This window comes from Brevibacterium sp. FAM 27836 (genome assembly GCF_051351055.1).
Classification (GTDB): domain Bacteria; phylum Actinomycetota; class Actinomycetes; order Actinomycetales; family Brevibacteriaceae; genus Brevibacterium.
This window is the reverse complement of record NZ_CP195711.1, coordinates 2016249-2037831: the sequence shown is the minus strand read 5'-3', so window position 1 is coordinate 2037831 and position 21583 is coordinate 2016249. Positions and strand designations below refer to the sequence as shown.

The 21583-nt window shown below is 66.3% G+C and carries 19 protein-coding genes; 4 read left to right on the top strand and 15 right to left on the bottom strand.

Translation table 11 applies throughout. The features are described 5' to 3' along the window. Positions 1-62: 62 nt before the first annotated feature. The 4 genes from ACSE4D_RS09205 to rpmB form a co-directional block, all read right to left on the bottom strand. Positions 63-350 carry an HU family DNA-binding protein gene (locus ACSE4D_RS09205; protein WP_135541662.1) on the bottom strand — a complete coding sequence of 96 codons (288 nt, stop codon included), beginning with the start codon at positions 348-350 and terminating at the stop codon, positions 63-65. 69 nt (positions 351-419) lie between these two features. Next, positions 420-725 (bottom strand): 30S ribosomal protein S14, encoded by a 306-nt coding sequence (gene rpsN / locus ACSE4D_RS09200; RefSeq protein ID WP_135541664.1) that lies wholly within the window; start codon positions 723-725, stop codon positions 420-422. A 6-nt stretch (positions 726-731) separates the two neighbouring features. Continuing rightward, entirely contained in the window at positions 732-899 is a 168-nt protein-coding gene (gene rpmG / locus ACSE4D_RS09195) for a 50S ribosomal protein L33 (protein ID WP_135541666.1), read from the bottom strand. Then, a complete protein-coding gene (gene rpmB / locus ACSE4D_RS09190) occupies positions 899-1135 on the bottom strand; it encodes a 50S ribosomal protein L28 (protein WP_135541668.1) in 237 nt (78 codons plus the stop codon). The genes rpmG and rpmB overlap by 1 nt, the downstream gene beginning before the upstream one ends. Before the next feature lie 685 nt (positions 1136-1820). Between rpmB and ACSE4D_RS09185 the strand changes: the two genes are divergently transcribed. Then, the gene (locus ACSE4D_RS09185; protein ID WP_135541670.1) at positions 1821-2780 is read left to right on the top strand and encodes a protein kinase; all 960 of its coding nucleotides are present in this window, start codon (positions 1821-1823) and stop codon (positions 2778-2780) included. Between the two features lie 172 nt (positions 2781-2952). Here the strand turns inward: ACSE4D_RS09185 and ACSE4D_RS09180 are convergent, their stop codons facing one another. The 6 genes from ACSE4D_RS09180 to ACSE4D_RS09155 form a co-directional block, all read right to left on the bottom strand. Next, positions 2953-4401: a dihydrolipoamide acetyltransferase family protein gene (locus ACSE4D_RS09180; RefSeq protein WP_135541672.1), complete on the bottom strand. Its 1449-nt coding sequence runs from the start codon at positions 4399-4401 to the stop codon at positions 2953-2955. An 18-nt stretch (positions 4402-4419) separates the two neighbouring features. Beyond that, entirely contained in the window at positions 4420-5397 is a 978-nt protein-coding gene (locus tag ACSE4D_RS09175; protein ID WP_135541674.1) for an alpha-ketoacid dehydrogenase subunit beta, read from the bottom strand. Then, positions 5397-6491 carry a pyruvate dehydrogenase (acetyl-transferring) E1 component subunit alpha gene (gene pdhA / locus ACSE4D_RS09170; RefSeq protein WP_346763093.1) on the bottom strand — a complete coding sequence of 365 codons (1095 nt, stop codon included), beginning with the start codon at positions 6489-6491 and terminating at the stop codon, positions 5397-5399. The genes ACSE4D_RS09175 and pdhA overlap by 1 nt, the downstream gene beginning before the upstream one ends. A gap of 552 nt (positions 6492-7043) precedes the next feature. Next, positions 7044-8561, bottom strand: a complete 1518-nt coding sequence (locus ACSE4D_RS09165; protein ID WP_135541677.1) for a hypothetical protein — start codon at positions 8559-8561, stop codon at positions 7044-7046. Next, positions 8561-9328, bottom strand: coding sequence for a hypothetical protein (locus ACSE4D_RS09160; protein ID WP_135541679.1), 768 nt, complete (start codon positions 9326-9328; stop codon positions 8561-8563). Before ACSE4D_RS09160 ends, ACSE4D_RS09165 begins: the two co-directional genes overlap by 1 nt. After that, positions 9325-9570: a hypothetical protein gene (locus ACSE4D_RS09155; protein ID WP_135541681.1), complete on the bottom strand. Its 246-nt coding sequence runs from the start codon at positions 9568-9570 to the stop codon at positions 9325-9327. The genes ACSE4D_RS09160 and ACSE4D_RS09155 overlap by 4 nt, the downstream gene beginning before the upstream one ends. A gap of 272 nt (positions 9571-9842) precedes the next feature. On the opposite strand from ACSE4D_RS09155, the gene purB reads away from it, so the two are divergent. After that, entirely contained in the window at positions 9843-11276 is a 1434-nt protein-coding gene (purB, locus tag ACSE4D_RS09150; protein WP_135541683.1) for an adenylosuccinate lyase, read from the top strand. A 69-nt stretch (positions 11277-11345) separates the two neighbouring features. Here purB and ACSE4D_RS09145 read toward each other — a convergent pair whose 3' ends face one another. Further along, positions 11346-12161: a transcriptional regulator gene (locus ACSE4D_RS09145; protein ID WP_135541684.1), complete on the bottom strand. Its 816-nt coding sequence runs from the start codon at positions 12159-12161 to the stop codon at positions 11346-11348. A 388-nt stretch (positions 12162-12549) separates the two neighbouring features. Continuing rightward, positions 12550-13920 (bottom strand): MFS transporter, encoded by a 1371-nt coding sequence (locus tag ACSE4D_RS09140; protein ID WP_135541686.1) that lies wholly within the window; start codon positions 13918-13920, stop codon positions 12550-12552. A 121-nt stretch (positions 13921-14041) separates the two neighbouring features. Between ACSE4D_RS09140 and ACSE4D_RS09135 the strand changes: the two genes are divergently transcribed. Further along, positions 14042-14929 (top strand): alpha/beta hydrolase family protein, encoded by an 888-nt coding sequence (locus ACSE4D_RS09135; RefSeq protein ID WP_135541688.1) that lies wholly within the window; start codon positions 14042-14044, stop codon positions 14927-14929. 108 nt (positions 14930-15037) lie between these two features. Here the strand turns inward: ACSE4D_RS09135 and ACSE4D_RS09130 are convergent, their stop codons facing one another. Both ACSE4D_RS09130 and ACSE4D_RS09125 read right to left on the bottom strand, forming a co-directional pair. Next, positions 15038-16438 carry a D-arabinono-1,4-lactone oxidase gene (locus ACSE4D_RS09130; RefSeq protein ID WP_240690017.1) on the bottom strand — a complete coding sequence of 467 codons (1401 nt, stop codon included), beginning with the start codon at positions 16436-16438 and terminating at the stop codon, positions 15038-15040. Next, positions 16435-17634: an amino acid deaminase/aldolase gene (locus ACSE4D_RS09125; RefSeq protein ID WP_135541692.1), complete on the bottom strand. Its 1200-nt coding sequence runs from the start codon at positions 17632-17634 to the stop codon at positions 16435-16437. Before ACSE4D_RS09125 ends, ACSE4D_RS09130 begins: the two co-directional genes overlap by 4 nt. A gap of 50 nt (positions 17635-17684) precedes the next feature. Here ACSE4D_RS09125 and ACSE4D_RS09120 point away from each other — a divergent pair, with 50 nt between their 5' ends. Then, positions 17685-19274 carry a succinic semialdehyde dehydrogenase gene (locus tag ACSE4D_RS09120; protein ID WP_135541694.1) on the top strand — a complete coding sequence of 530 codons (1590 nt, stop codon included), beginning with the start codon at positions 17685-17687 and terminating at the stop codon, positions 19272-19274. 249 nt (positions 19275-19523) lie between these two features. Here the strand turns inward: ACSE4D_RS09120 and ACSE4D_RS09115 are convergent, their stop codons facing one another. Then, positions 19524-21533, bottom strand: coding sequence for a penicillin-binding transpeptidase domain-containing protein (locus tag ACSE4D_RS09115; protein WP_436327113.1), 2010 nt, complete (start codon positions 21531-21533; stop codon positions 19524-19526). Positions 21534-21583: the final 50 nt, after the last annotated feature.

The following is a 21583-nucleotide window of genomic DNA, read 5'->3' as shown; positions in this document are numbered from 1 at the left end:
TGCGCGGTGACAGCAAATGGCCCGGACCAAACGGTCCGGGCCATTCGACGCAGGTGCGTGGATCACTTCGGGCTGCCGGCGGCACCCTTCAGCTTCGAACCAGCGGACAGCTTGACGGAGTAGCCGGCCTTGATCTGGATCTCTTCACCGGTCTGCGGGTTACGACCCTTGCGAGCGGCACGTTCGGTGCGCTCAACGGAGAGCCAGCCGGGGATGGTGAGCTTTTCGCCCTTGGCAACGACGTCGGAGAAGACATCGAAAACACCATCGAGCACATCCGAGACCTGCTTCTGGGTCAGGCCGGACTTCTCGGCAACTTCTGCAACGAGCTCACTGCGGTTCTTAGCCATAAAAGTGTCCTCCTTAGGACAAGTCGGTCGGTCACCGGTCCGTTTTTCCGATGACGAACTTCCTCGAGATTACCAGCTCGACTTCGTGACGCCGGGCAACTCGCCGTTGTGTGCCATGTTGCGGAAGCGAACTCGGGAGAGTCCGAACTTCCGGAGGTAGCCACGCGGACGGCCATCGACCTGGTCACGGTTGCGAACGCGGACCGGCGAAGCGTCGCGAGGAAGCTTCTGCAGGCCGAGGCGTGCCTCTTCGCGCTGCTCGTCGGTGGAATCGGGGTGGGTCAGCTGACGCTTGAGAGCGGCGCGGCGCTCTGCATAGCGCTCGACGATGACGCGACGCTGCTTGTCGCGGGCGATCTTTGACTTCTTAGCCATGTGCGCTCAGCGCTCCTCTCGGAAATCGACGTGCTTACGGACAACGGGATCGTACTTCTTGAGCACGATGCGGTCCGGGCTGTTGCGGCGGTTCTTACGGGTCACGTAGGTGTACCCGGTGCCGGCGGTCGACTTGAGCTTGATAATGGGACGAATATCCTGGGCCTTCGCCATCAGAGCTTCACTCCCTTAGCAATCAGTTCGTTGACCACGGCGTCGATTCCACGCGCGTCGATGACCTTGATGCCCTTGGCGGACACGGTCAGGGTGACGCTGCGGCGCAGAGACGGAACGTAGTACCGCTTCTTCTGAATATTCGGGTTGAAGCGACGCTTCGTGCGGCGCTTCGAGTGGGACACATTGTGTCCGAAACCGGGGACTGACCCGGTCACTTGGCAGGTTGCTGCCATGTCTCTCCTCCAGTTCACAAGTTACCGACTCTCGAAACAAGCTCAGGCGGGATACCGCTTGCGCGTTCTCCCCGCTCGCTTGCGCCGATGTCGGAAGACATCAACAAATTCTCGCGAATGCCGCCTGGTCGAGCGTGCCCGACCACAGTGGCAGTCGAATCGGCCTCAACCGATTCTGCTCCGACCCGCCTCGAGTGGTGGCCCGATGCGCGACGTCCGCTGTGAAAATTGTGTACGCCAAAACAGGTTTGCCCGTTCGGGCGAGATGTCTCACCAGCGCTGAAGCCGTAGCCTGTGAGAGATGGCCGAAGCTGGAGTGCAGCGGTGGGTGAGCACCATGTTGGTCTTAGCAGATCGGTCATCGACCTCTCCGGTACGACACAACAAGAATCTATCCTACTGAGATCGGACGGCAGAGAGCAAATTCATCCCCGGTGTTCACCTGGGGGTCTTCGTCACTCCGGTCAGGGCTGAATCAGGGCTCACCGTCGGGAGCGCGTGAGGCCCGCCTCCGGGCGCATCGGTGCCTGCGGGGACTTTCCCAGCGGGGGCCAAGCCTACTCGGGGAAAAGCACAGTAGGCTTTCGTCGGCAACGCGTCCTGCCGGCGATCGTGTTGAACGCCTGCTTGACTCGTGCCAAGGTAAGAAGATGATTGCCACCACACCTGGCACTCCGGAGGGCTGATGAGCGACGTTCCACAGAGGCCGCGCATTCGTCCGGCGACCAGCGATGACTGGCAGAAGGATCACAGCGATCCTGCTGGTCAGAACCCGTCGTACGGGAATGAAGCGGGGCGTTTGCCTGCCGATTTCGACAACTCAACCTACTACGAGTATCTCGAACGGCACACCGGGGAACAGTCGATCTCGAAAGCGCACTCCGGCAATGTCTTCGCGCCTGCCGGCCGGTCCCCCTTCGACCGAGACGCGCAGGCCTCGCAGCCTCAGCAATCCGCATATGCAGGCGGTATGCGCGGTGAGGGCTCCGGGCGTGATGCCGGTCTCGCCGCCGGGAACGCTCCGCAGACACCCCCTCCCCCACAGTTTCCGCCGACTGTTCCTCCGCAGGGAGGTTCGAGGCCCCGCAATGGCCTCAAGGCCGCGGGAGTCATCATCGCCCTGGTCCTCGTGCTCGCGCTCGTCGCGTTCTTCGGTATCCGGTGGCTCGCTCCGTCTTCGGGCACCGTGCCCGTCGACGTCGGCAGCGGGGAGCCGTCGACGCCTTCGCCCAGTCCCACCGAGGATCTCGTGCAGCCCTCGCAGACCCCGGAGGAGAAGCTCGACTCCTACACGGAGAAGGGCACGGCGAAGGCCGCTGACCTCGAGGGACAGTGGGTGACTCAGGTCAGCGCAAAGAATGTCGGACTCGAAGCCGACGGGAAGACCTGGACCGCTCCGGACATCCTCAATGAGTACGAAGCCAACAAGGTCAAATATCCCGGAGCGATCCTCATCCACAGCGGCGACTGGGCCTCATACAAAGACGGCAGCTATTGGGTGACGATCATCGGCACCGGCTACAGCGACCCGGAACCGGCCCTCGATCAGTGCCGGTCCTGGGGCCTCGACCGCGACCACTGCCTGGCCAAACGGCTCGTCAAGGACGGCAGTCCGAAGGACAACAGCGCCTACCTGGACGAGTGACGAGACGGCGTCTCCGCCCCTGGGAACCTCACACGATTTGAGCAGCTGAACGGCCGCGCCGGTGCACTCGATGATCTGTGGTCACAGAACCGGGTGAAAACAGCCGATGCGGCGATTCTCACTCGGCTCGGTGACCACAGACGGTTCCGAACGGCGACCGAATGTCTGCCCCTCAGGCGAGCAGGAGGGTCGGGTCCTCCAAGCCGCGGCCGACATCGGCGAGGAACTTCGAGATGATCTCCCCATCGACGACACGATGGTCGGCGCTGACCGAGAGCGTGGTGATCTCACGCGGCACGATCTCGTCGCCGACGACCCACGGCTTCTTCCGAACCTGCCCGAAGGCGAGGATCGCTGCTTCACCCGGGTTGATGATCGGCGTCCCCGCATCGACGCCGAAGACGCCGACGTTCGTGATCGTGATCGTTCCCCCAGCCTGATCGGCCGGCGGCGTCTTGCCCGATCGCGCCAGAGCGGTGAGGGCCTGAATGCCCTGAGCGAGCTCTCCCAGCCCCATGGCCTGCGCGTTCTTGATGTTCGGCACGATGAGTCCGCGCGGGGTGGCCGCAGCGATCCCGAGGTTGACGTACTTCTTCACGACGATGTCATCGCCGTCGAGGCACGAGTTGATCCGCGGGTTGCGACCCACGGCCCAGGCCACGGCCTTGGCCACGATGAGCAGCGGCGAGACCTTGACGTCCTCGCCGAGGAACTTCGAGGACTTCAGCCTGCGGACCATCGCCATCGTCTCGGTGACGTCGACGTCGAGGAACTCGGTGACATGCGGCATTGTGAATGCCGAATCGACCATGGCCTTGGCCATCATCTTCGTCACACCCTTGAACGGGATCCGCTCCTCGAGTTCGCCGGAGGCACTCGCCGAGGCGGCCGCGGGTGTGGTCGCATCCGCCGAAGAGGCAGCGGTCGGGTTGGCCGCGGCATGCACATCCTCGCGCGTCACGTCCCCGTGGGGTCCGGTGGGCACAACCTGTGAGAGGTCGACGCCGAGGTCCTTCGCGAGCTTCCGCACGGGCGGCTTCGCCAGGGGTTTGCCCGGAGACGCGGGTGCCGGCTCCGCCGGTGCTGCCGCCGCCGGAGCTGGCGGAGCGGGTGGGGTCGCCGGAGCTGGCGGAGCGGGTGGGGTCGGCGAGCCTGCCGGAGCGGGTGCCTCGACAGAGGCCGATGCCGGTGCGGGAACAGGTCCGCCCTTGCGGGGACGGCGCTTCGATGATGCCGCTTTGGCGCCGTAGCCGACGAGGGTGGCGCCAGCGTCGGCGTCCTCAGCCGAGGCGGGAGACGCCTCGGCGGAAGCCTCGGTCGCTCCGGCACCGGATGCGGACTCATCGGCTCCTCCGGAGGCGGAGCCCGCCTCGGCGCCGGAATCGGCGTCACCGAAGCGGATGATGGGGGTGCCGACCTCGATGGTCTGCCCCTCTTCGACGAGCAGGGCGCCGACGGTGCCGGCCTGCGGGCTGGGCAGCTCGACGAGTGATTTCGCCGTCTCGATCTCAACGAGGATCTGGTTGACAGTGACGGTGTCGCCGGGGGCGACCTTCCATGCGACGATATCGGCCTCGGTCAGGCCCTCACCGACGTCGGGAAGAGGAAATTCGAATGACATTCTTGACTCTCCTCGAGATCAGTAGGACAGGGCTCGGTCGACACCGTCGAAGATGCGATCGAGATCGGGCAGGTAATGCTCTTCCATCCGCGAGCCGGGATACGGGGTGTGGTATCCGCCGACGCGGATGACCGGGGCTTCGAGGTTGAAGAAGCAGCGTTCGGTGATGCGCGCGGCGATCTCCGAGCCCAGGCCCAGGAAGGTCGGCGCCTCATGGGTCACGACGAGGCGACCGGTCTTCTTCACGGACTTCTCGACCGTGGTGAAGTCGATCGGGCTGAGCCCTCGCAGGTCGATGAGTTCGACGCTCTTGCCTTCGTCGGCGGCCGCAGCGACGACGTCCTGCGCGGTCGGCATGAGAGGTCCGTAGGCGACGAGGGTGACATCGGTGCCTTCGGAGACGACGCGGGCGTCGTTCATGCCCAGACCACCGCGGTCGGTGGTGTCGACGTCCCCGCGCTGCCAGTAGCGGCGCTTGGGTTCGAAGAACATCACCGGATCGTCGCTCTTGATCGCATCCTGGATCATCCAGTACGCGTCGTGGGCGTTCGACGGGGTGATCAGGCGCAGTCCGGCGTGGTGGGCGAAGACGGTCTCCGGGCTCTCCGAATGGTGTTCGGGTGAGCCGATGCCGCCGCCGTAGGGCACGCGGATGACCAATGGCATGCGCTCTTTGCCGAGAGTGCGGTTGTACAGCTTCGCAACCTGGGTGACGATCTGGTCATAGGCCGGGAAGATGAACGCATCGAACTGGATCTCGATGACCGGGCGGTAGCCGCGGATGGCCATGCCGATCGAGGTGCCGACGATGCCGGATTCGGCCAACGGGGCATCGATGACGCGCTGCGGACCGAAGTCCTTCTGCAGGCCCTCGGTGACGCGGAAGACGCCTCCGAGCTTGCCGATGTCCTCACCGATGAGGACGACCTTCGGGTCGTCCTCCATGGCCTTGCGCATTCCGGCGGTGATCGCCTTCGAGAGGGGAAGCTTCTCCATCAGGCCTCACCCGCATCGGCGAACGAGGCCTGATACGCCAAGAATTCTTCGCGTTCCTCGTCGACGAGGGAGTGGGGTTCTGAGGTGACATGGGCGAACATCTCGATGCCGTCGGGGTTCTCCATCGTCATGCAGTTGTGGCGGATGCGGGCGGCCAGGGTGTCGGCTTCGGCGTCCACCTCGGTGAAGAACTCTTCGCTGGTCTCGGTGTGCTTGTCGAGGTAGGCCTTGAGGCGGGTGATCGGGTCACGGTCCTCCCAGATCTCCTCTTCGGCCTTGTCACGGTACTTCGTCGGATCATCGGCCGTGGTATGCGCGCCGCGGCGGTAGGTGAAGGCTTCGATGAGCATCGGGCCGTGACCGGCACGCACGGAATCGAGGCTGGCACGGGCGACGGAGTACATCGCGATGATGTCGTTGCCGTCGACGCGGATACCGGGGACTCCGAAGCCCTCGCCGCGCTTGCACAGAGGTGCGGCGGTCTGGACATGGGTGGGTTCGGAGATGGCCCACTGGTTGTTCTGGCAGAAGAAGAGCACGGGGGCGTGGAAGGCCCCGGCGAAGGTCAGCGCTTCGGAGACATCACCCTGCGAGGTGGCGCCGTCGCCGAAGCAGGCGATGGACACGGTGTCGCGGTCGATGTCGCCCGTGCCGACGTCGCCGTCCATGCTCACACCCATGGCGTAGCCGGTGGCATGCAGGGCCTGCGAACCGATGACGATGGTGTAGGTGTGGAACCGGTGTTCCTGCGGGTCCCAACCGCCGTGGTTCTGACCACGGAAGATGCTCAGCAGGGTTTCGGGTTCGACGCCTCGGGTGTAGGCGAGGCCGTGCTCGCGGTAGGTGGGGAAGACGAAGTCTTGGGGGCGGGCGGCTCGGCCCATGCCGATCTGGGCCGCTTCCTGTCCGAGCAGCGGTGCCCACAGGCCCAACTGTCCCTGACGCTGGAGTGCGGCGCCTTCGGCATCGATGCGGCGCACAAGGACCATGTCCCGGTAGAAGCCGCGCAGATCCTCATCGGTGAGTTCTGCCGCGAAGGCATCGTATTCACCGGATTCGACGCGGTTGCCGTCTTCGGTGAGCATCTGGATCATTCTGGGTTCCGAAGACTGACTGTGGGCAGCGCCGGTTCCCACTGAAATGTTGGAGGTCATTTCAGTTCTCCTTTGTTCGAGGTCCATCTTCACCGGAGGTGACCAGTGGTGGACCGAGTCCGTCGGGCAGGCCCTCGGGTGTGAGAACTCGCCCTCGAGTGATCTGATTCACAGGTGATCCAACGATACCGAATCCACTCACTGCTTGCCACTCTCACCATGTGGTTCGAGTATCAAAAGTGCAGGTCAGGAACAGACTATGGGCAAACTTGAACACATGTGGCTCAGTTTCAAAGCCTGCGACGGACAATTGTCGATCTCCGCAGAGAAGCTTCATCGTCCGACAAACGCACGTCCGAGCACCGAGGCGCCCGCGCCGGCGAGCGCTGCCGCCCGTCTCAAGCGCGCCTGCGAGCGCTGCTGCCCGTCTTCAGCGCGCTCCCAAACGCTGCTGATCGTCTTCAGCGCGCCCCCGAGCACTGCTGATCGTCTTCAGCAGCGCCGGCAGCGGGGCTTCCGAACCGGGACGGCCCGTGAACGAGGTAGGCGAGCTCAGGTGCGCCGGCGCTTGCCCTGATAGTCGCGGGTCTGTTTGAGATCGCCGGTGAAGAACCCTGAATTCTTCGCGGTGAAGCGGTTGAGACTCGGATGTCCTGCCCGCAGCAGCAGCGCGATCGAGGCCGCGTAGGCCGTGGACGAGTGCGCGGCACCGGCCGAGGCGAACATCTCATCGAGTTCGGCATCGGTCTTGTTCGCCAGGCCGGGGGCCTTGCGCAGTTCGTCGGGGTCGTAGTCGACGGTGATCGTCGACCAGTTGTCAGCTGCCGGATTCTCGCCTCCGTCGAGGTCGGGTACAAGGTCCTGTTCGTGTTCGATGGAGAGTACGTCGATGTTGGAGTCGATGGGGAAGTCGGAGACCGGGGCACCGACCGTCATGAGCGCGGTGACGTTGACATCGCCGAGGAACGCCGGGTCCGCAGCCAGCGAACCGGCGGTGATCCCTCCCTGCGAATAGCCGACGAGCATGACCTCCGCTCTCCGGCCGATTCCGGCATCGGCGATGGCCTGCCGCACCATTTCGCGCATCACGGTGTCGTTTCCGGCCATACCCTGGACGTTCGTCGTCAGATCGGTCGTGTTGTCTCCGGACTTCGGCGACCAGTCGGTGGTGGCGGGAACGTAGACGATGTAGCGGACGGTGCCGTCGGGGCCGACGATCTCTTCGATGCGCACCTGCCCGGAGTCCGCACCGAGGTGGCAGTTCGCCTCGCGGATATAGAGGTCTTCGACGTCTCGGGGCGGTTCCGTATGCGGCGGGGTCAGTCCCTTCGCCCTCCACACCTCGACGTCGGAGGGCAGCAGCAGGCCGAACCGGTTGGCCCCGGCGAGCACCCAGATCGTCATCGACTGCGAATCGTGCGGCCAGAAGGCGTGACCGGTTTTCGAATCCAACGCTCCGGGCGGCAGGCCCATGAAGCCGACGACGATGCCCGGCAGCACATGTTCGATGACGGCTCCGGACGCATCGGAGTTCTCGAACACGAGCTTGATCAGGGCTTCCTTCGCCTGTGCTTTGGTCTTGCCGAGGTCGATGCCCCAGTGTCTGACGATGAGGTCATCGAGTCCGGTGGCGTCGAGGATCTTCGCCACCGCGATGACCTGGCCGCCGATGACGAGGGCGACCGGGATGAGGACGGGCAGGCTCATCGCCAGCGCCCGTCCGGCGGCCCAGCCGAGGGCGTCGAGGAGTCCTCCGAAGACTTCGCTGATGCCCTTCTCCGCCTGCCGGTAGGCGAATGCGGCGGCCCGCACGCCGAGCAGTGTGGCTTCGAGTTCGATGAGCACGGCGGCTAACTGCCGGTGGAACGCGGCCCGGCGGGCGTCGAGGTTGAGCGCCGTGATCGGGGCGGGCACCTGGGTGAGCAGGGTCGCGAGGTCGAAGTCGGCGATGCTCCCTTCCACAGCCAGATCGCCGACCTCGCCCATCACGGTCTGCAGTGCGTCTCCGCTGCCCTCGGCGCGCTCGTCGACGGTGATGCGTCCACCGCCGCGGGTGGTCGAGTCGACCATCACCGGAGCCCCATCGTCAGCGTGCGGGTGAGTACGGCGCTCAGCAGCTTCCGTACTGCCGTGTCCCCGGCTTCGACATCGGCGTCGACGGTGACGCGGTCGCCGCGGCGGTCGAGAACCGGGCGGAACCAGGTCCCGCCTCGGCGGTGGAGGAACTCCAACCCGGCGGCTCCTCCCCGACCGGCCCAGCTGAGGGTGAGCACGCAGTCGTGTTCGACGAGTTCGGCGAGGGCTTCGACGACCCGTCCGACCTGGCCCGGACCGATCCGGCGCAGAAGCTGATGGCCGGCGAAGTCCTCAAGGCCTTCGCCCGCCAGTGCCACCACCGCATGGCTGCCACCCGCCCCGAGGCAGAGCGCAAGGTGGACGGTTTCGACGCCCGAGGACAGCACGACGGTGATGCGGGTGCTCGTCTGGTCAAGTTCGGAGGCGAACCCGTGCACCCACGCCGTGAGAACATCGAGCTCCCGCTCCGTCCCGACAGCGCCGTCGCTGCTCCCTCCCGCCGAGGCGGTGCCCGCCTTCGCGTCTCCCGTTGAGAGGGGGTCGCGCGTGCCCTCGCCCGCCGAGGCGGTGCCCGGGCCCGTCTCGGCCGCCGGGTCAAGGTCCGTCACTGCCGCGGGGGCGAGGGGCGGGCCCTCGCCCTTTCGGTGCGGCAGCAGCTCGGGCGGCCACAGTCGCCGCAGCCGATCGGGCAGACGCAGGATCCGCTCGAGGTCGACAAGGATCCACTGTTCAACGGCGCCCGTGGCGGAATCAGCGTTCACAGTTGGATCCGCCCTCCCGCCGAGACGACCTGCAGGTGGAGGTCGTAGGCCTCGGCGAGTTCGTCCGCGCACTCCGCGAGCCGGTCGATCGACGTCGCGCTCGACGTCACCCGGTCCTCGAAGAGGTGCCCGGCCGGCGAGTCCCAACTGTCGATCTGCCGACAGCACTGAGCCACCGAACGCAGCAGATCACCTCGCCGCAGCCATTGGTCGCGATTGCGCGCCAACTCGTCCGTGATCATCCGTGTCTCCTCCCACTCGTCGCATCGGCTCCACGCTCGATCTGCCTGACTGTCTGCCTGACTGTAGGGAGCTCCGAACGGGCCAGGGAACCCCCGCTCGTCGGCTTGGGGACGAGCCTCGAGCACCCACAGGCCTCCGGCGTCGAAGTCACCTCCGGATCCACAGGCGCCCGTGTCCGAGTCACCTCCGCCCGGCGATCTCGCCGCGGGCAGGCGTCCGTTCCAGACGGTCGGGTTCCGCCCCGCGCGGGCGCTCATGAGAAAATAGGGGTATGCCGACTGTTTCCCTTGCCGAAATCTCGCCCGCCATCGCCCTCGGACCGCTTGATGGTCGCTACCGCAAAGACACCGCTGACCTCGTCGATCACCTCTCCGAGGCGGCACTCAACCGCAACCGCATCACCGTTGAGGTCGAGTGGTTCATCCACCTCGCACAGAGCTCCGTGATCGAGGGGGTGCGACGCCTCACCGATGAGGAGGTCGACGGTCTGCGGGACTTCGCCGCCGACTTCGATGCCGAGACCATCGCGACGCTCGCCGCCCACGAGGCCGTGACCGTCCACGACGTCAAGGCCGTCGAATACACAATCAAAGAGGCCCTAGTGAAGATCGGGGCCGAGGATCTCAGCGAACTCGTCCACTTCTGCTGCACCTCCGAAGACATCAACAACCTGTCCTGGGCGCTCGGGATCAAAGGTGCCACCGAACAGGTGTGGCTGCCCCGCGCGAAGGCACTCATCGACGCCCTCGCCGAATCCGCCTCGGCGCTGGCCGATGTTCCGATGCTCGCGCACACCCACGGTCAGCCGGCGACGCCGACGACGATGGGCAAAGAGCTCGCCGTCTTCATCCACCGGCTGCGCCGCCAGTATGAGCGCATCGCTGCCACCGAGTTCCTCGGCAAGATCAACGGCGCCACCGGCACCTATTCGGCGCACCTGGCCGCCGTACCCGGAGCGGACTGGCCGCAGATCGCGCAGACCTTCGTCGAAGACCGTCTCGACCTGAGCTTCAACGCCCTGACCACGCAGATCGAGTCCCACGACTGGGATGCCGAGCTCTTCGCCGACGTCGCCCGGTTCAACCGGATCGCGCACAACCTCGCCACCGATATGTGGACCTACATCTCGATGAACTACTTCAAACAGATCCCCGTGGCGGGGGCGACCGGGTCGTCGACGATGCCGCACAAGGTCAACCCGATCCGCTTCGAGAACGCCGAGGCGAACCTCGAGCTCTCCTGTGCCCTGCTCGATTCGCTCGCCTCCACCCTGGTCACCTCCCGGATGCAGCGCGACCTCACCGACTCGACCTCGCAGCGCAACATCGGCGTCGCCTTCGGCCACTCGGTGCTGGCGCTGAACAACCTCGTCAAGGGCCTCGGCGCCCTCGCCATCAACGAGGAGGCGCTGGCCGCCGATCTCGATGCGAACTGGGAGGTGCTCGGCGAGGCGATCCAGTCGGTGATGCGTGCCGCGGGTCTCCAGGGCGTGCCCGGCATGGAGAATCCGTACGAAACGCTCAAGGAACTCACCCGCGGCAAGCGCATCGACCAGGCCGATCTGCAGGAGTTCGTCGACGGCCTCGGGCTGCCCGAGGACCGCGCCGAGCTGCTCAAGGCGCTGACCCCCGCGACCTACACCGGTGTGGCCGCCCAGCTCGCCGAGTCCGCGGTCTCCGACTGGATGGCCTACAGCGAAGCCTGATTCACGCCGCTGTCACGAGACATCATCGAGGCCGGTTTCCGAATTCGGAAACCGGCCTCGATGCGTCGTTCAGGCTGCGGGGATATCGAAGGTCTTCGTGTACTCGGGGATCTTCTCGTCGGTGCCCATGACCTTGCCGGCTCCGCGTTCGTAGCGGATCGTGTACGTGTCCTTCTTTTTATCGGGGACATAGGCGATCCACCCCGTGTGAGTTCCACCGTCACGGCGGGTGACGTTTTCAAAGGGTTCGTACCCGGCGGCCTCCATCTCGGCCTCGACTCCGGTGGTCTGGTCATAGCGATAGTCGGCACCGCCGTCATTGGAGATCTTGAAGGCTCCGGATTGGATAAGGCCGCTGTACTTCTTTCCCGGAGTGATCTTGACCTCGAGGAGCACAACCTCACCGCCGAGCTCGATCGTGGTGGCCTTCTTGCTGGATTCGAAGTTGCGCACGGCAGAGAGCACCTCGATGTCGTCATCCATCTGCGGGTCCGTGAAGCTCTTCCCGACCGAGACTTCAGCCTGGTTCCCCGACGAGGCCGCCGCACCCGAATCCGACGAGCCGCCATCTGTACCCGAGGTTCCGCTGCCCGTGGTGCCGTCGTCGGTGCCCGTGGTGCCGCTGTCCGACGAACCGCCGTTCGAGGATGCTCCGCTGTCCGAAGAAGCCGAGGATCCCTGATCGGCTGTGTTGTCATCGGTTCCCGACTCCTGGTCGGTATTGCCCGACCCCGGCGGCTGCTGGCCATCGGCCCCGGCCTGTTCACCGGACTGTCCGTCCTGATCGAATGGTGTGACCTGGTCGATGAGCGAACATCCGGAGAAGGCGAGTGTGCAGGTGAGAAGGGCTGCGGCGGTGAGTGTGGCGCGGTTCAGGCGTTTCATGGTGATCCCCTGTTCGGATTCTCGCACCCGGGATCTGTGTGCCCGAATGCCTGTCATGAAACCAACTTATGGGTGCCGCGGCCTCCAGATATGTCCTGCGTGTGGCAGATCGGACACGACTGTCATCAATCGGGCGCACGCGCCCATCCTGGCCCTTCAGACAGAACGAAACATCTGCCCTCCCCTCAGGCGGAACGAAACATCTGCCCTCCCCTCAGGCGGAACGAAACATCTGCCCTGCCCCTTAAGGCGGAACGAAACATCTGCCCTGCCCCTTAAGGCGGAACGAAATATCTGCCCTGCCCCTTAAGGTGGAACGAAATATCTGCCCTGCCCCTTAAGGTGGGGACCGTCCGTCGGCCGGGGATGAGATACCCGCCCCGACTCGTCAAGCGGGGACGAGATGCCTGTCCGCGTCCACCTCGGCGAGGGTCTTCTTTCCCATGCTCCGGGCGAGGATGAGCGTCGGAACGCCGGCCACGACGATGACGACGGTCGCATAGATCGCCGGGGCCAGGGTGACGCCCGTCGACGACATGAGCGCCGTGGCGATGAGCGGGGAGAGTCCGCCGAAGAGGACGGTGGCCACGTTGTAGCCGATCGCCATGCCGGAGAAGCGGCTCGTGCCGGTGAACTGTTCGGGCACCATCGCCGCAGCTACTGCGCTCCACCCGGCCGCCGGGATGGCGAGGAAGGCGGAACCGGCGACCGCGATGCCCGCGGACTGATTGCTCAGCAGCACATAGGCGGGAATCGTCGTGAAGACGAAGACGACCATGAGCGCTGCCAGGGCCGGCTTCCGCCCGAACCTGTCCGAGGCGAGCCCGAAGAACGGGGTGACGATGATGGCGACGACGGCGGCCACGGTGCCCAGGGCCAGGGAGCCGGAGTTCGGGACCTTCGCCACCTCTTCGATATAGGTCGGCACATAGGTGATGTTGAGGAAGTAGCTGACCGAACCGATCGAGGAGATGAGGAAGGCGACGAGGATCGCCCGCGGCTGCTCGAGGACGGCGGTGATGAGCGGGGAGCGTTTGAGCGCGACGTCCTTCGATTCCTTCTCCGCCTGCTGCAGCCGCTTGAAGGTCTCGGTCTCCTCCATCATCGATCGCAGCGGCACCATGAGGATGGCGAGCACCGCGCCGAGGACGAACAGCAGCCGCCAGCCCCAGGAATCCATCGCCTCGGGGCTGAGCGTATTCGCCAGCAGGGCACCGGAGCCCACCGCCAGCAGGGCGCCGACTTCACTGTTGGCCGCAGCCCAGCTCGCCGCCAGTCCCCGTTTGCCCGGTGCCGCCGATTCCATGAGGAAGACCATGATGCCGGTGTATTCGGCGCCGACGGAGAACCCGGACAGGCACCGCAGGGTGACCATGAGGACACCCGCCCAGATGCCGATCGTCTCGTAGTTCGGGATGACGGCGATCCCGAGCATCGAGATCGCCATGAGGACCGCAGAGATGATGAGCGTCGACCGGCGTCCGATCCGATCGCCGAGGTGGCCGAAGACCATCGCACCCAAGGGCCGGAAGAGGAAGCCGGCGGCCCCCACCCCGAGGGTGAGCAGCAGCGAATCCGTCTGATCGCCGAAGAATTCCTTGGTCAGGGTCGTGGCGACATAGAAGAAGATGGAGAAGTCGTACCATTCGACGACGGTGCCGAACGCCGCAACGAACATCGACCGGCGGCGGCCTCTCTCCCGGTCTCGGCTGGCTGCCTCAGAAGGTGTGGCGGGACTGTTCCGATCGGACTCGGTCATGCGCCGAGCGTACCAGTCCACCCGGACGCCGTCCCGGACATCAGCTTTCGACTCGACCGCACCTGAAATCTGTATTACCGATCGGTAGCGAATCGGTGTTCTGCTGATTACGCTGACTCCTATGGACACTCCCCTCCACGAACAGCTGCGCATCCCAGTGCCGAGCCGATACGGCCCGAGCGAGATCGACGGCCACGTCCTCCACCCCGCTGGGACACCGCTGGCGGTGCTGACGATCCACCCCGCCACCGCGACCCCCGAACGCTTCTACTTCTCCTTCGCCGAGGCGGCCGCCGCCCGGGGATTCATCGTGCTCACCTATGGTCTGCGCGGAGTCGGCGACCGAGCCGAGGCTCGGGCGCACCGGCGGGTGCGCATGCGCGACTGGATGGCCGAGGACATGCCCGCCGCGGCACAGTGGGCGGCGACCGCCTTCCCCGATCTGCCCCATGTCGCGATGGGCCACAGCATCGGCGGGCATGCCCTCGTCCAGGGCTACGGCGGTGAGGCGCTGGCCGGCATCGTCACCGTCGCCTCACACCGGGCATCGACACGGGACATCGTGTCGCGCAGCGAGCGGCTGCGCGTGGGACTCGGTCTCGGCGGTCTCGGCACCCTGGCCACCCGGGTGCTCGGGTACATGCCCGGCAGGGCGCTCGGCCTCGGCGAGGACATTCCCCAGGCCGCGCTGTTCGAGTGGACGCGGTGGCTGCGTCTGCCCGAGTACTTCTTCGACGACCCGACACTGGGGGCCGGAGCGCGCGTGGCCCGGTTGGCCACGCCCGTGTTCGCAGTCGGCGCCTCCGATGACCCGTGGGCCGATCCCGCGCAGATCGATGAACTCGTCGATCGTCTGCGACTGGCACCGGTGACTCGCCGCACCTTCACCCCGACCGAGCTCGGCGTCGAGCGCATCGGCCATCACGGCCTCCTCCGCCGGTCACTCGGTCAGGCGGCCTGGCCGGAGATCCTCGACTGGCTCGAAACGGCGGCCAGCGGTCCGCACTGACGGCTCGAACACGGCACGCTCCGCTTCCTGCGACTCGGCCGACCGCTCGATGGACCACCCCATCCCGCCCGACGTCACCGCACTTCAGACGTCACCGCACCCGAATCTTCACCGGGCGTCGAGCCCGAACAGCGAGTCGGTGAAGCGGTTGCCGAACATCGCCTGCGGGTCGAGGCGAGCGCGCAGCTCGCAGAAGTCATCGAACCGCGGGTAGAGTCCGCGCAGATCAGCGGTTGTGCGCGTATGGATCTTGCCCCAGTGCGGTCGTCCCCCGTGGCGGCACAGGATCTGCTCGACGACCCGGAAGTATTCGGCGAAGTCCTCTTTGATGAACCGGTGGACGGCGATGTACATCGACTCGCGTCCCGTCGCCGTCGACAGCGGCACATCATCGGCGGCCGCGCACCGAACCTCGAGGGGGAACGAGATCTGCCACCCTTTGGACTCGATCGTCTCTCGGATCTCCCGGATCGCCTCGGTGCCGGCGGCGAAGGGCAGCGCATACTCCATCTCATTGAATCTCACTCGGCGCGGAGTGACGAACACGTCATAGCCCGGTGCCCGGTACATCCGATCCGCGACCACGGACTGGGCGATGCGGTTGATCGAGGGCACCATGCCCGGCACCTTGGCCCCGAGCTCGACGGCCAGGCGCAGGGCCCCGTTCTCGACGATCTCCTTGTCGAGGAGGGTCGCCCAACGGTTGCGCACCCCCGCCTCGGCGAGATTCCCGGTCCCGGCCGCCCCCGGGTCGACACGGGTGTTCGTCTTCGTCAGCACCGTTTCGGTGTGCGGAAACCAGTAGAACTCGAAGTGGTCGGCACCGCGCATCCGCTCCTCGAGCCCGTCGAGGAGTTCATCGAATCCCGCGACCTTCTCCTCGGCGATGAGATCGAAGGCGGGCACACAGCGGAGTTCGATCTCGGTGATGACTCCGAGCACGCCGAGGCTGACCCGGGCGAGGTCGAAGGTCTCCGGTTCGGCGTCAGCGGAGAGCTCCCGGACCCGCCCGTCGGGCCCCATGAGACTCAGCCCCGTGACGGTGCCGGCGAATCCGGTGAATCCGAGTCCGGTGCCGTGGGTGCTCGTCGAGATCGCCCCGGCCAGGGACTGCGGGTTGACGTCGCCCTGGTTCTCCAGCGCCAGGCCGAAGGGTTCGAGCAGGGCGGGGATGTCCCGCAGCCGGGTTCCCGCCCCGAAGCGCACCCGCCTGCGGGATTCGTCGACGGCGACGATCCCGGACAGCGCATCGAGGTTGACCATGACATCGTTGCCCGCGGCGACGGGCGTGAAGGAATGTCCGGCCCCGACGACGCGCAGCCGCTCCCCCTCTGCGGCCGCGGAGGCGACGATTCCGGACAGTTCGTCCGCCGAGGCGGGACTCGAGTAGGTGTGCGGATGAGCGTGGACATGCCCGGACCAGTTCCGGAACGGCTGCCGGCCCCGACCCGAGCCCCGCGTCGGGGCCCGTCCCGTCTGTCGACCGCGGACGATCTTCGCTGCGCTCACAGCACCAGCCCCTCTCCCCTGTACGTCGCCCATCTGTCGGTGATCCGGCCGTGGGAGACGACGGTGAATTCGTTGAAATGTTCGGCCAGTTCTCCCGCCTTCGCATGACGGAACCAGACGAGGTCGCCGATGCCCACATCGTCGGCACCGGGTCCGGTCAGCGGTGTCTGCACCTCACCGGGACCTTCGAGACTCGAGTATTCGAGCCCGGGCGGCCAGGCGATGGTCGGCAGACGGTCGGGCCCGGGCACGCCGGAGGCGATGAAGCCGCCCTTGAACACCGTCACCCAGCCGGGTGCTGGCCTGCGCACGACGGGGGTGACGAAGAAGGCGGCGGGACGGTGCCGGAAGTGCGTGTAGCCGTCGAAGAGTCCCGGGGAGAAGAGTCCGGAGCCGGCGGCAAGATCGGTCAGCGTGCCCTCGACGGCACTCGATTCGAAGGAACCGGTGCCGCCTCCGTTGACGAATTCGAGGTCGGCGATCTCCCGCACGGCGGCGATGACGGCCGCCCGGCGCTCGGCGAGTTCGGCGATCGAAGCCTTCTGCATGGCGCGGACGACGACCTGTCTGGCCGAGCGTCCGGCGTCGGCGGTGCCGGCGATCTGCCCTTCGTAGAACATCAGCCCGACGAGCTCGAATCCCGGTCGAGCGGCGACCTGCCGGGCCAGGGTCACGGCGGTGTCGACATCGCGGACCGGTGATCGCCTGGCCCCGATATGGATCCGGTCGCCCAACCAGGCCTCGGCCGGACGGAAGGAGGAGTCGACGTCGATGCACACCCGCACCGAGGCAGCGGACGCCTCGGCGACGGATCGTCTCACCTCGTCGATGATGTCGAGGTGGGTCACGGAGTCGATCATCACGGTGATCTGGTCCAGCGCTCCCGCCTCGGCGAACATCCGGGCCAGCGCCTGACGGTCGAGACTCGGATAGCCGATGACGATGTCGCGGACGCCGCGGGAGTGGAGGATGAGCGCCTCGGGCACGGAATAGGAGAGCACCCCGGCGCAGGCGGGATGGGCCAGAGCCCGATCGATGGCCGCGGGCACCCGCAGCGATTTCGTGGCGACCCGGATCGGCAGCCCGCGAGCACGCTCGGCCAAGGCGTCGAGGTTCGCGTCGAAGGCGTCGAGGTCGATCACTGCAGTGGGGTCTCCGGTTCCGTTCAGCGCACGCCGAAGATCACTCGATACCATGACCGGTATTGTATCCCGCAGATGACCCACGTCACATGAGAAGGCAGCCGATGAGATCAGAAACCGCCGTCACAATCTCCAACCAAGCCGCATCTGACCACGTCACAGCGGCTCTGCGTGAGTTCCTCGACACCGATCCGTACGCCGAAGCCTCGGGGTCGGGTGAGCGCGAGCGCGGCGTCGAACCGTTCACGGGTGAGGCCGTCGACCGGTTCGCCCGGAACACCGCCGCCGATGTCGAAGCCGCCTACACCACCGCCCGCATCGCCGCCTCCGCCTGGGCCGCCCAATCCGTCGAACACCGGTCGAAGGTGCTCACGCGCCTGCATGCCTCGCTGCGTCGGCACGAGGATCTGCTGCTCGACATCGTCCAGTTCGAGACCGGCAAGGCTCGCATCCACGCTTATGACGAGGTTCTCGACACCTTCAATGTGCTGCGCCACTACGGGGTGATGGCTGCCCGCTACCTGCGCCCCGAACGTCGGCGCGGGGCGATTCCCGGCCTCACCCGCACCGAGGTCACGCGCACACCGCTGGGCGTGATCGGGTTCATCACGCCGTGGAACTACCCGCTGACCTTGGGGGCGACCGACCTGTTCGCGGCCCTGACCGCCGGCAACGCCGTCGTCCACAAACCCGACTCGACGACCACCCTGACCGCGATCTTCATGCGTCGCCTGGCGATCGCAGCCGGACTGCCTCCCGAGGTGTGGCAGCTCGTGCCCGGCACCGTCGACGCGGTCGGACCCGCGCTGCTCAGCGGCGCCGACGGCCTGTCATTCACCGGTTCGACGGCCGCGGGACGGTCGATTGCCTCCGAAGCGGGACGCCGTCTGCTGCCGACCGCGCTCGAGCTCGGCGGCAAGAACCCCCTGGTCGTGCTCTCGGATGCCGACCTGCCGAAGGCCGTCGAGGGGGCCGTGCGCGGGTCGTTCTCCTCGGCCGGGCAGCTGTGCATCTCGATCGAACGCATCTACGTCCACAAGGACCTCTACCCCGCCTTCTGCGCCCACTTCGCCGAGGCGGCCCGTGCCGTGACCTTGAGCGCCGACTTCGAGTACGGCCCGGGAATGGGGTCCCTGGCCGGGCCGAAGCAGTTCGAGCGGGTCAGCGCCCACGTCGAGCAGGCGCGCAGCGTCGGTGCCGCGGTCATCGCCGGCGGCCACGCGGTGCCCGAACGCGGACCGTACTTCTACGCCCCGACCGTGCTCACCGATGTTCCCCCCGAGGCGGATCTGCATCGTGAGGAGACTTTCGGTCCCGTCGTCGCCGTCTACCCGGTCTCCTCCGACGCCGAGGCGGTCACGGCGGCCAATGACAGCGAATACGGACTCTCGGCCGCCTTGTACTCCCGCTCCCACGGACGCGAGTACGCCCGGCAGCTCCAAGCGGGAATGATCAACGTCAACGAGGTCTACCCGGCCAGCTGGGGGTCCGTCGACGCCCCGGCCGGCGGGGTCAGAGCCTCGGGGCTGGGCCACCGGCATGGAGCCGAAGGCATCCACCAGTTCATGCACACGCACACGATCGCCGAACAGCGGCTGCACCCGATCGCCCCGGCCGGCCCCGTGGATCAGAGGACGTTCGCGAAGGCGATGACCGGTGCGCTCACGGCGATGCGGGCCCTGCGCATGAAGTAGCGGCAGCCGGGGGAGCAGCACCACCGGCGGCGAAGCGACCCGCGCCTCGCCGCTGCGACTTCGGAGCACTCTTCGCCGCCGCGCTCGGCCAGATGTGGTCGCGATCGGACACTTCCCCAAATCCAGGTCGCAATCGGACATTTCTGTCGTCAGAAAATGTCCGATTGCGACCTATGTTTTTGCCCGGTTGTCCGATTGCGACCTATGTTTCGGCCCAAGCTGGCCCGGTAGAGCTCGGTCGGTGCAAACTCAGTTGATGCGGTCGAAGAATTCGTGCGCGACGGGCACGGCCGCCTCGGCGCCGAATCCGCCGTCCTCGACGAGGACCGCCACGGCCAGGTCCCCTTGGAATCCGGCGAACCACGAGTGTGTGCGCGGCGGGGTCTCGTCACCGTATTCGGCGGTGCCGGTCTTGCCGTGAACGGGATCGCCGGGAACGTCCTTGAGCGCGGTGGCGGTGCCGTCGGTGACAGCTTCGCGCATCATGTCCGAGAGCTCCTTCGCCGCGTCCCCATCGAGTGTGGGAGCGTCCTCGGCGGCACCATCTGTGCCCTCGTCGTCCGCGTTCGCATCATCGCGGGCATCGCCGCCGATGAGCTGCGGGGCCACAGTCTCGCCGGCCGTCACCGAGGCGGCCATCGTCGCCACTGCCAGCGGGCTCGCCTGAACCTTGCCCTGGCCGATCATCTGCGCGGCGTGCGTGACCTCGTCGCCGTCGGCCGGCACCGAGGCCATCTTCGCGCCGATGCCCAGGGCTCCCGCACCGGCTGTGTTCTTCCTGAAGTCGTCTGCGTCCTTGCCGGAGCCGCTTTCCTCCGTCCCGACCCCGGGCGTCATGCCGAGCTGGGCGGCCGCGTCCGCCACGTCATCGCCACTGACCTTCTCTCCCGAGGACACGAAGGCGGTGTTGCAGGAGTGGGCGAAATCCTCGGCGAAGGTGACCTTCCCGAGGACCTCATCCTCGGCGTTCTTGAACTTCTTCCCACCGACCGTCACGGTCTGCGGGCAGGCGATATCGTCGCTGAGCTTCACCCCGGATTCGAGGAGCGCGAGTCCCGAGGCGATCTTGAACACCGAACCGGGAGCGTATTGCCCGCTCAGCGCCCGGTCCCAGGCCGCGCCCTTCGGATCGTGGTTGGCCACGGCCAGCACGCGACCGTCACTGGGCCGGATGACGACGACGGCGGTCGGCTTCTTCCCCGTGGCGGCTGCCTTGTCTGCGGCGTTCTGGGTCTTCACATCGAGGGTGGTCTCGACGTCCTCGCCGTCCTTCTGCTCGAAGGCGTGCAGGCTCGTCAGCTTCGTCGTGCCGCCTTTGTCATCGGTCGCATCGCCTTTGGCGAAGACTTCGACGCTGCCGGGGCCGCTGAGTCGGGTGTTGAAGGTCTTCTGCAAACCGGTGCGTCCGACGATGTCTCCGGCGATGACCTCACCGTCGGAACTCTTGATGTCTTCGGCGCTGGCGGGCCCGGCCGAGCCGAGGGTGGCCTGTGCGAATCCGCGGCTTCGCGTGAGCGTCTGACTGTCTTCGGAGAAGAGGACCCCCGGCAGGTCGTGGATGGCGTCCTTGACCCGTGCGTAGTCGTCTTCGCGCAGGGTCACGACGGGGACGAGTCGGTTGCCCTCCGCCTCGTCGACCGCGTCTTCGAGGTCCCCGGCGTCGAGGTCGAGGGAGTCGACGTCCTTGTTGAGCGCGTCGACGAGTCTGCCGAGGGTGTCGGGCTCCAAGCGGTTCGGGTGGAGGCCGATATCGACGACCTTCCCTTCCTCCATGAGCACTGCGTCGTCGGCACCGAGGATCTTTCCGCGTCTGCCCGGGTTCGCGCGCAGTGCGAAGCTGCCGCCACGAGCGAGTTTCGGGTGGATGGACTTCTCGGTGAGGCCCGCCCACCAGAAGAGGCCCTTCTTCTCCAGCGGCAGTTCGGAACTGTACTTCCAGGCCTCACCGTCGAGGTTCGCCCAGGTCCAGTCGAGTCTCGCCACGGTACGGCCCTCGGATTCGGTGATGTCCTCGACGGTGACCGAGCGCAGATCGACCCGCTTGCCCAAGGATTTCGTGACCCGGTCGAACAGGCCCTGAGCGAGGTCCTTCTCATGCCAGATGTCCGAGGTCAGCTGCCCCTCGGCGAGATCGTGGGCGGCGGCCTGCGCCGCGGTGGACTTGAGCATGGGGAGTCGGAAGATCGCGAAGGCACCAGCACCGAGAAGCAGGATGAGGACAAGGACGGTGGCCAACCAGACCTGCGACTTCTTCGACATGGAACCATCCTCCACCGAGGTGTTCGCGATGTCCATCGCCGGGCACCGAG